Annotated in this window: 9 protein-coding genes; 3 read left to right on the forward strand and 6 right to left on the reverse strand. The window is 50.7% G+C overall.

All coding sequences use genetic code 11. From position 1 onward, the window contains the following. Positions 1-10: 10 nt before the first annotated feature. The 3 genes from nadE to J4G07_11695 all read left to right on the forward strand — a co-directional run bounded on the left by nadE (position 11) and on the right by J4G07_11695 (position 4,556). Positions 11-2,134, forward strand: a complete 2,124-nt coding sequence (nadE, locus tag J4G07_11685) for an NAD(+) synthase (protein ID MCE2414657.1) — start codon at positions 11-13, stop codon at positions 2,132-2,134. Then, entirely contained in the window at positions 2,134-3,783 is a 1,650-nt protein-coding gene (locus J4G07_11690) for a hypothetical protein (protein MCE2414658.1), read from the forward strand. Before nadE ends, J4G07_11690 begins: the two co-directional genes overlap by 1 nt. Before the next feature lie 101 nt (positions 3,784-3,884). Further along, positions 3,885-4,556 (forward strand): transglycosylase SLT domain-containing protein, encoded by a 672-nt coding sequence (locus J4G07_11695; GenBank protein MCE2414659.1) that lies wholly within the window; start codon positions 3,885-3,887, stop codon positions 4,554-4,556. A 4-nt stretch (positions 4,557-4,560) separates the two neighbouring features. On the opposite strand, the gene J4G07_11700 is transcribed toward J4G07_11695, so the two are convergent. The 6 genes from J4G07_11700 to J4G07_11725 all read right to left on the reverse strand — a co-directional run bounded on the left by J4G07_11700 (position 4,561) and on the right by J4G07_11725 (position 9,542). Then, positions 4,561-5,010, reverse strand: a complete 450-nt coding sequence (locus J4G07_11700) for an SRPBCC family protein (GenBank protein ID MCE2414660.1) — start codon at positions 5,008-5,010, stop codon at positions 4,561-4,563. A gap of 267 nt (positions 5,011-5,277) precedes the next feature. Further along, positions 5,278-5,622: a CcmD family protein gene (locus J4G07_11705; GenBank protein ID MCE2414661.1), complete on the reverse strand. Its 345-nt coding sequence runs from the start codon at positions 5,620-5,622 to the stop codon at positions 5,278-5,280. Next, a complete protein-coding gene (ccsA, locus tag J4G07_11710; GenBank protein ID MCE2414662.1) occupies positions 5,619-6,284 on the reverse strand; it encodes a cytochrome c biogenesis protein CcsA in 666 nt (221 codons plus the stop codon). The genes J4G07_11705 and ccsA overlap by 4 nt, the downstream gene beginning before the upstream one ends. A 215-nt stretch (positions 6,285-6,499) precedes the next feature. Then, the gene (gene map / locus J4G07_11715; GenBank protein MCE2414663.1) at positions 6,500-7,285 is read right to left on the reverse strand and encodes a type I methionyl aminopeptidase; all 786 of its coding nucleotides are present in this window, start codon (positions 7,283-7,285) and stop codon (positions 6,500-6,502) included. Further along, entirely contained in the window at positions 7,285-8,730 is a 1,446-nt protein-coding gene (gene miaB, locus J4G07_11720) for a tRNA (N6-isopentenyl adenosine(37)-C2)-methylthiotransferase MiaB (protein MCE2414664.1), read from the reverse strand. The genes map and miaB overlap by 1 nt, the downstream gene beginning before the upstream one ends. Before the next feature lie 47 nt (positions 8,731-8,777). Continuing rightward, positions 8,778-9,542, reverse strand: coding sequence for a PmoA family protein (locus J4G07_11725; GenBank protein ID MCE2414665.1), 765 nt, complete (start codon positions 9,540-9,542; stop codon positions 8,778-8,780). Positions 9,543-9,771: the final 229 nt, after the last annotated feature.

A 9,771-nucleotide genomic window follows, 5' to 3' on the forward strand; every position in this document is an offset into this window, starting at 1 on the left:
AGATTAAAAAATGAAAGCAGTCCTCGCAACGTGCAACCTGAATCAGTGGAGTCTCGATTTTGAAGGGAACACTGCGCGCATCATTGAATCCATCGAGATTGCGAAAGAACGCGGTGCTCGGTATCGGTTGGGACCGGAACTGGAGATTACAGGGTATTCCTGCGAAGACCATTTTCTGGAATTGGACACGCTCCTGCACAGTTGGGAATCGTTGGCATGTATCCTCAAAAGCGGACAGACAGACGGCATTCTGTGCGACATTGGGATGCCTGTCATGCATAAAAATGTTCGGTACAACTGTCGGGTCTTCGTGTTAGACGGCAAGATTTTGTTAATTCGTCCGAAGATGGTCCTGGCGAGCGACGGTAATTATCGGGAACATCGCTGGTTTACAGCATGGGAACGGGGTTGGAGCACCGAACCGTATACACTTCCACGCGAGATTGCCGAACTGACTGGACAGCGAACGGTGCTGATCGGCATCGCGGCGATCGCGACATCGGATACACTTTTGGCATCGGAGACCTGTGAGGAACTCTTTGTGCCGATGAGTCCACACATACACTTCGGCAATGCCGGTGTTGAAATCATAGCGAACGGATCCGGTTCTCACCACGAGTTACGGAAATTAGACACGCGCATTGCACTCATTAGGAACGCAAGTGCCAAAAACGGTGGTGTCTATCTCTACGCCAATCAGCAGGGATGTGATGGGGGTAGGCTCTATTTCGACGGTTGTGCACTGATCGCTCAAAACGGTGAGATTTTAGCGCAAGGGTCCCAATTCTCGCTCAAAGATGTCGAGGTCGTCACCGCGACGGTGAACCTTCACGATGTGCGTGCGTATCGTGGTGCGAAAGCGAGTCGCGCTGTCCAAGCGAGCAAAATGGAACCGTTACCGCAGATAGATATTGATTTTGATGTGGGAATGGAAGAGTGGAAGGATGGGAGGCGGGATCCCCACTCTTCCACTCTTCCACTCTTCCACTCTTCTCTTCCAATCGAGCCGCATACGCACGAACCGGAGGAAGAGATCGCTTTGGGTCCGGCGTGCTGGCTCTGGGATTATCTACGTAGATCTGGTGCGGCGGGATATTTCATTCCGCTTTCGGGTGGTGCTGACAGCGGTGCCGTTGCAACGCTCGTCGGTTCAATGTGTCAATTGGTGGCAAAAGCGATACGCGACAAAGATGCCGCGGTGATTCGCGATGTAGAGAGGTGGCTGGATGACGGTGAAACTCCAGACGTTTTCACGGATCCGCGTGTACTCGCCAATCGCCTACTGTATACGTGCTACATCGGCACAGAGAATAGTTCTCGCGACACCCAAAAGCGGGCAAAACAACTTGCGGAGCAGATAGGTGCCGACCATCTTGACATCAATATGGATGGACTTGTCACTGCGTTGCAGACGCTCTTTACCCGTATTACACAGAAGACCCCTCGATTTAAGGTTGAAGGTGGGAGTTATAGAGAGAATCAGGCACTGCAGAACATACAGGCACGGTTGCGAATGGTGTTGAGTTACCTGTTCGCGCAGATGATGCCGTGGGTGCGGAAACGGGAAGGCACACTCCTCGTATTGGGCACAGGAAATGTGGACGAGGCATTGCGGGGCTATCTCACAAAATACGATTGCAGTAGCGGCGACATCAACCCGATCGGTGGGATTAGCAAACACGATTTACGTCGATTCCTGAATTGGGCGAAACACAACCTCGGTTATACGGCTCTCTCGGAAATCGTTGACGCGCCACCGACAGCAGAACTGGAACCGATAACCGAAACATACACGCAAACCGATGAAGACGATATGGGGATGACCTACGCCGAATTGAGTCGTTTCGGGCAACTCCGAAAAATGGAGCAGTGCGGTCCGGTCAGTATGTTTGAAAAATTGGTCCAGGAGTGGGACCACCTGCCGCCGCATGAAGTTGCCGAGAAGGTCAAACGGTTCTTCAGATACTACGCCATCAATCGACACAAAATGACGACGCTAACGCCTTCCTATCACGCTGAGTCCTATTCGCCAGACGATAATCGCTTCGATCTACGGCAGTTCCTCTACAACGTTCAATGGACGTGGCAGTTCCGACGCATTGACACCTATGTTAAGAGATTGGAGACAGAGTAATGGGGGTATCGCAAACCAGAGGCAGGAAGGCAGGAAAGCGGGAAGAAGAGGGAGGGAAGGCGGGAAGGTTGGAGGACCGTCCTTCCAGTCTTCCAGTCTTCCAATCTTCCACGCTCAGTTTTCCAATCTTCTACGTTTTTACCGTTCTCCTTGCTTTTGGATTCCTTCTCAACACGGCGTTCGGTGCTCCCGATGTTCCCTTGAATTTGGATGGTTGGGTCGCTGAGACACTCGCAAAATTGGAAACCGGTGGTATCACAGGCGGATTCCATCGACACACGGCACCGCTTTCAAGAGCAGACGTGGCAGCAGCGATACAGCAGGCTGAATCGCGCGTTCGCAGCGGTGTTGTTGTTCCGTCAGCGATAGACAGGAAACTCTTAGAAAAATTGAAACGGGAGTTCGCAAAAGAACGCATGCGAAACCACAACGGACGGCGGATGCGGTTCCTGCCACAACTTCGGATGACTGAAGAAAAAGCAGCGCCGGCGTTTGAATGGGGATTTCATTATACACTTGGGCAACTCGAAAAGCGAAAAGCCCCGCGTCTAATGCTCTACTCCGAATTTGAGGGGCATAACTTTGAGAGTCCACCACTCGACGGGACGACAGCCGGTCAACGGCTTGAACGCTGGCGTGCGGACTACACTGGCGACTTCAAGCGAGGTTACTTACAGGTCAATAGCGCACACCTTGATCTGCTTGTCGGCAGAGATTGGCTCTTCTGGGGTGCGAGTCCATACAAAACCGTTGGTATCTCCGATAACTCGCCACCGTTTGACCAGGTCCGACTCACCAGCAGACTCGGAAAACGACTCAAAGCGACGGCTTTTACGGCGCAACTCGATTCAACGTGGTATGATGACGGTGAAAAACGCTATCTCGCGAAACGTTATATTAGCGGACACCGACTCGACTACCAATTCCACGATCGCGTCGAAATCGGTGTCGCCGAATGGGTGATTTACGGTGGCGATGCCCAGACGCTTGAATGGAAATACGCTAACCCAATCACTTTCTATTACGCCCTACAATACAACGCCAAAGCCGACGATAACGTGATGTTCGCCTTTGATGCTGCGGTCCGCCCGATTGATGGTGTGCGCTTGTATGGTGAATGGGTCATCGACGATATTCAATACGTTCCCGGTGCGAATGATCCACATGCAGTCGCGTGGCTCTTGGGGGCGACATGGTATCCGCAACATCTTGGTCATCATCTCGGAATTCACAGCGAATACGCACGCGTCAATCGATGGGCTTACACGCATCTCGTGCCTGATAATCAGTTCACACACTTCGGATACGCCATTGGACATCCAATCAGCACTGATTCGGATACAGTCCGATTTTCAGCCACCTATCAATTGACTGTCTCTGCCGATGCAGCGATTCGCGCTGCGTTCACCCGACAGGGGGAAGGCACACTCGCAGATCGATTTTATGGGGAAGACTTCAGGACGCTCCCGTTTCCGACAGGTGTTGTTGCCCGGACAACGGAAATCGGGGGTCGGTTCTCGTATCGTCCATTGAACGGATGGAATGCATCGTTCTTATATGTATGGCACTACACGCAGAATGCCGAACACCGTAAAGGGTCAACAAGCCAAGCACACCACCTCGCGATTCAGATGGGGTATCTGTTTTAAGAGTTGTCAGTTATCGGTTATCTGTTATCAGTTAAAGAAGGATCGTGTCGAACCAAGCCCTCTCTTCGCTGACAACTAACAACCATTTTGGGTAAACAAAAATGTTGCGTAAACGGACACGCATTCTTATCCTCGCGACACTCGCTTTAATCCTCGTCCTCGGTTTGGTTATCACCGTTCCATTGGATCTGCGTTTGCTTGCGCTAAGCCCGAAGATCATCAAGTATAGCGGATTGATTCAGCAACACGCCGCCAAAGAAGCGTTGGACCCTCGATTGGTCTGCGCGTTGATTGTGCAGGAATCTGGGTTTGACGAAAAGGCGGTAAGTCCGGTGGGCGCGCTGGGGTTGACACAGTTGATGCCGACCACAGCAAAGCAACTCGATGTGCAAGATCCGTTTGATGCGAGTCAGAACATCGCAGGGGCAACGCGCCATCTACGGACGTTGTATAATGCTTTCCGAGAGAGTCCGCACGAACATCGGCATCGATTAGTGTTAGCGAGTTACAATGGGGGGCTCGGACGGGTTCGCGATGCCCAAGCACTCGTCCGTTACCATAAAACGGGAGATCCGCTTCTCTGGGAACCTGTGAGTGTTACGCTCAGCAAATTGACGAAACAACACACCTCGATGCATCACGGGGTTTGGGAAGACGACAAACCGCCCCACGGCTATTTTGAAGGTGCCAGCGAGACGTTGGCGCACGTAGAACGCGTGATGCACTACTACGCACGCATCCGTTTCTATGAGGGATTACTGTTTTTCCTCTGAAGGGTTAAGCCTGATGGAAAATTTTATCTAACTGTTCAGAACGGTAGGCAAAGATTTTTTCTAAGTCCGGTCGGACAAAAAATTTCTCAATGACCCCACCACCCCAAACAGCGTATTCAACCGAATCTTTCACAACAACACCGTCCTCTGTCTCATCAAAGGTATGCGTATGTCGCCAAAGTCGATACGGACCGTGGCGTTGTTCATCTAAAAAACCGTGAGGCGGATTCCACTCCGTAATCTCGGTCTGCCAACGGATCGGGATGCCATGCAGTTTCAACTGATAGTCGATAAGCGTTCCGGCAAACATTTCAATCGGGGCAGGGGTGAGGATTTCTAAATTTAGCGATGGCGGTGTAATCAGAGCAAGGTTATGAGCATTAGAGAAAAATTCAAAAACTTCTGTCAGCGGTTGTTCCAGCGTGCGTTGTGATTTAAAAAGGAACGTTTTCATTTTTTTGCTCCTATTTTTCGATGTTAATATTGTTAACGATTTTTGTATATAAAGTTTACGACTGTTGTGTATTGAGAAGCGTAACTACGGCGAGAAGTTTATGTATTTTAGGTTGGGTGAGGGTATTGTCTAAAAATAGCCGTCAGCAGTCGGAAACCATCAGCCATCAGAAGTCGGGATTCGGAGATCCCTCCTACAGTGTGTCCACTATCAGTCATCGGTGTGGTTGGGAAACCACATCTATCGGGGCATGGACGGCGATTCGGTTCATGCCGCGTCAGGATCGGAGTCCTGTTCCAATTGTGCCAAGCGTTTGTCGAGTTCTTCCTGCTTCCGCTCCAAGTGTAGGACATACAGAATAAAGACTAACCAAATAATCAAATAGGCGGAGGCAAGATACTTCAGGCGTGTGCTTTGTGCCTTTTCCAGTTTTGCGACAGACAGTTGCACTGCTTCTGCTAAGAGGTCTTCATCTACTGGCGCTTCCGATTCCGAACTCGCTTCCCCAATAGCCTTCGCGACTTCGTCTTCCGTCAAGGTGACCGGGACTTGGGTTGCAAAGACGAATAACCCCAAAACCACCACAAAACTCACAAGAACCGCTATTTTCATTGAGATGCCTCCGATAAGTATTTCTGTCGGACGATTTCATAACGCGCTTCCGCCTTCTTCATCCGATACCGCACGATGAGCAGTAGAACGAACAGCATAATGAGTGCGAGCAGTGCCACCATCCATGTCTGCCGCATCGTCGTTTCAAGGTTCCATTTCGTGCCACGGTCTGGATGCAAGCCTCCGTGCCAGATGTCCACGGCATAATAGACGATGGGTACGTCAAGATAGGCAATGATACCGAGGACAGCGGAATAGAGTCTACGTTTGTCGCCTTCGAGCGCGGAACGGAGAATAAAATAACCGACATACATGAGCCAGAGAACGAGTGTGCTCGTGAGACGTGCTTCCCAATTCCACCATGTGTTCCAAGCATATCGCGCCCAGATTGGACCCGACAGGAGTGCGATTGTGCAAAAGACGAGACCCAGTTCCGCCGCGGCGACTGCGAGGAGATCGTCGTTGGATTTTCGCTGAATGAGGTACTTGATACTGAATACGCAGTTAACACCGAAGGCGACAAAAACGGTGAGTGCGGCAGAGACGTGATAGTAGAAGATTTTTTGGACTTCGAGCATTGTGCCTTCAATCCGGGCGTATCCGAAGATGAGATAGAGTGAGATAAAGACAAGGATGGCAGTGATAATACCTATAATTTTCATTTTTTAGACTCTTGGGCGCTGCTCCAATATCAAATCCACGGGACCGCCCGCAAGGAACAATTGGCAATCGGTTTCCGTCAGCGGTCAGGGGTGTTCGTCTTGCAAAAGTTGCCTCTTAAGATAGTCTCAAAATCCGTAGCTCGTAATGAAATGGAGACGGATATAAGCAACACGCGTCAAAGTTCAAACGCACATTGTTCCTCCGCAAGGTAAAATTAAAAATCCCACAGCTCACTCCCCGTTAGAATTTCGGGTCCGTCCGAGAGGATCGCAACTGTATGTTCAAAAAGTGCAGATAAGGTGCCATCAAGTGTTGCAACGCTCCAACCGTCGTCCAGTATCTGGACATCGGGGAGCCCAACGTTCACCATCGTTTCAATCGCGAGCACCATACCCGGTCTCAGACGTAAACCGCGCCCAGCGACCCCCATACAGGGCACCTCTGGTGCTTCGTGGAGATTCCGTCCGATGCCGTGTCCGGAGAAATTCTGGATTACAGAGAATCCTGCGGATTCCGCGCCATCTTGCAACTTAGAAGAGATGTCGCCGATACGGTTTCCCGGTTTCGCTTCAGCAATCGCGTCGTAAAGAGAACTGCGTGTCACTTTAAGCAACTGTGCGGCTGGCGGTGAGATGTCTCCAACGGGGAAGGTGTACGCGTTATCACCGTGGTAGCCGTCGATGCTGACAGCCGTATCAATCCCGATGATGTCGCCTTCCTGTAGCACTTCCTTTTCATCTGGAATCCCGTGGATGACGATGTCGTTCATCGAGACACATATCGTAGCGGGATAAGGTTCATGATCGGGGAGTTGGTAGCCTAAGAAGGAAGATGTAGCGTTGACTTCGGCAATCGTATCACGCGAGATGCGTTCCAAGTCGGCAGTCGAGACCCCGGGCGCGATTGCCGCTCCGATGCGTTTTAGCACTGTCGCCGCTGCCTTGCCACTCCGCTTCATTTTCTCAATTTCGAGCTTATTCTTGATCCTAACTTTGTCCATCAGAGTATCTGTCCAATTAAGGTATGTGCGGTTGTGCTGTGAACGCGAACGTTGACAACATCTCCGATGTGGCTGTCCGCTTTCGGGAATACAGTCGTCTTGAAACCGTCCGTTTTTCCGTGGTATCTATCTGCGTCGCGTCGGGATTCGCCTTCTACAAGCACTGCGACGGTGTCACCGACGACAGCAGTGTTGATGCCCGCAGAAATGTTTTCTTGAAGTTGAATGATTTGTTCGAGACGTTCTCCCTTTACTGTTTCAGGTACATCATCAGGTAAGGCTCTGTGTGCGAGTGTTCCCTCACGTTCGGAATACTTGAACATGAACGCTGAATCGTATCGGATATCTGCCATCATCTGATACGTTTCCATGAACTCTTCATCGGTTTCAGCACAGAAACCGACAATAATATCGGTTGTGAGGGTAATATCGGGAATGCGTTCACGGAGTTTTGAGACGAGTGTCCGGTATTCCTCCGCTGTATAGGTGCGCCGCATCCGCTCAAGGACTTCGGTTGAACCCGACTGTAGAGGGAGGTGCAGATGCTTACAGACGGTTGGTGAATTCGCCATAGCATCAATCATGCTGTCCGTCGCGTCTGCGGGGTGTGGCGAGGTAAATCGCACGCGTTCCAATCCGTTCACTTCGCCGACAGTGTGGAGGAGATCTCCAAAGTCGGCACCATTATCTCGATAGGAGTTAACGGTCTGCCCCAGGAGCACGACCTCTTTGAACCCCTGATCAACGAGTTTTTCGACATCTTCAACGAGGAGTTTTAGCGGGAGGCTACGTTCTCGACCGCGAACGAAAGGGACGATACAGAAGGTGCACATCTTATCGCATCCGCGCTGAATGGTGAGCCACGCCCGAATCCCTTCTTTTCGGATAGGCGCGATGTCGGCGTAATCCTCGTTTTTGTCTAACCGTAACCCGACAAAAGGATCGCGATCCGTCAAGGAGACATGCGATTCGACATCATGTGCCAGAGAATCCAAAGCCGTCGGTAGATTCCGATACGCGTCCGGTCCCATGACGAGATCCACATACGGGGCAGCGTCCAAAAGTCGGTCACGAAGGTGTTGCGCCATACAACCGCAGACCCCGATAATGAGTTCTGGGTGGCGACGTTTCCGGTGGTTCAGATGCTTCAGCCGATTAATCACTTTCGTTTCGGCGTTTTCCCGTATCGCGCAGGTATTGATGAGGACGACATCCGCGTCGTCGAGATGTGGAACGGTCTGGTGTCCATTCTGCGCCAAAATGCCTGCCATCAGTTCACTGTCGCTGACGTTCATCTGGCACCCGTAGGTTTCGATGTAAACGCGACGGGCATGTATCGATGTTGCCCGAGAAACACTTTCGTCTTGTGGGACCTGTGGCGGTGGATGCGGTGCGTCTGCGATTTCGTTTTTATTGAAGAGTGGGAAAAGCCTATCGTTTTTCATCTTTTTAACTATGGGGTCCTGGACTGCCCTCCCTAAATTATACCGACTTACCCAATATAATCTTGATGGTATTTCCAGACATCGACCGTAAAGAGATCGCCTATGTACGCCAGGACACGATATTTGAGCGTGCGTGTCAGTCCGACGTTTACTTTGAACGGAGCCGCTTGCGCGAAGAGGTATCCGAACGATACATCCTCCACGAGAAACGTTGTTTCACCGTTTGTTGGATGCGGAAAGATACCGACTCCAACGACACTCTGTTCAGCAGCCGTGACGCCGGAGAGCGTTCCCCACACCGATCGATTCCCATTCACTGCCATTTCGCCGATCCCTCCGTTGGCATTCGCAGCTTTGCGGTACTCCATCTCAACTGTTCGGCATCCAAGTCCAATATTACCCGCAAATTCAAGCGAAGTCGTAGGCGCGAACAACGAAATCGCGATGTCCAGCACTTGAACTTCGGTTTGAGGTGGATGGACATCCGTGGTGCACGTTTCTATGAGCAGCGGTTCCGACGCGTTCCACGTCGTAACGATTGTGAAATCTTCCGAAGTCTCCCCGTTCGACGGTTCTCTTTCACGGATCAGTGTGTTCGGGTCGAGGTGCTCACCGTTGACAGTTCCCAATGTGAAACAGATCCCTGGTGGGTATTGTCCTTGGGTGTACTCTCCCGCGGTTACCACCTGTCCATCCGGTACATAGAGCGGATGAAAATACGGAGGCTTTTCAGGGTCGCCGTAAGAGTAAGTGAGTATCGGTGCGCTATTTTTTGTAATGGATAATTCGTTATTGTTAATTTGGTGTATCATAGGTTCTTTGATGGAAATTATACCACGTATCTTCAGAGAATGCAAATGTGATTTGGTTTATAGGTGTCGGTTGTCAGCAATCAGCAGTCAGGTGTCGGGAATCGGGGTGTTTTTGCAATGTAATGCAAGGAACGGATTTAGTCTATTCCCAAACTATAGTGTCCATTAGAATTAAAAAGACATTTTTTGTATTTTGTAATAGAATGTGTCTATTATGGCATATTCAACA

Source organism: Candidatus Poribacteria bacterium (assembly GCA_021295715.1).
In the GTDB taxonomy this organism is placed as follows: Bacteria; Poribacteria; WGA-4E; order WGA-4E; family WGA-3G; genus WGA-3G.

Excerpts from the sequence above, each read along its gene's own strand:
- nadE (MCE2414657.1), top strand. The coding sequence starts at position 11 with ATGAAAGCAGTCCTCGCAACGTGCAACCTGAATCAGTGGAGTCTCGAT.
- J4G07_11690 (MCE2414658.1), top strand. The coding sequence starts at position 2,134 with ATGGGGGTATCGCAAACCAGAGGCAGGAAGGCAGGAAAGCGGGAAGAA.
- J4G07_11695 (MCE2414659.1), top strand. The coding sequence starts at position 3,885 with ATGTTGCGTAAACGGACACGCATTCTTATCCTCGCGACACTCGCTTTA.
- J4G07_11700 (MCE2414660.1), bottom strand. The coding sequence starts at position 5,010 with ATGAAAACGTTCCTTTTTAAATCACAACGCACGCTGGAACAACCGCTG.
- J4G07_11705 (MCE2414661.1), bottom strand. The coding sequence starts at position 5,622 with ATGAAAATAGCGGTTCTTGTGAGTTTTGTGGTGGTTTTGGGGTTATTC.
- ccsA (MCE2414662.1), bottom strand. The coding sequence starts at position 6,284 with ATGAAAATTATAGGTATTATCACTGCCATCCTTGTCTTTATCTCACTC.
- map (MCE2414663.1), bottom strand. The coding sequence starts at position 7,285 with ATGGACAAAGTTAGGATCAAGAATAAGCTCGAAATTGAGAAAATGAAG.
- miaB (MCE2414664.1), bottom strand. The coding sequence starts at position 8,730 with ATGAAAAACGATAGGCTTTTCCCACTCTTCAATAAAAACGAAATCGCA.
- J4G07_11725 (MCE2414665.1), bottom strand. The coding sequence starts at position 9,542 with ATGATACACCAAATTAACAATAACGAATTATCCATTACAAAAAATAGC.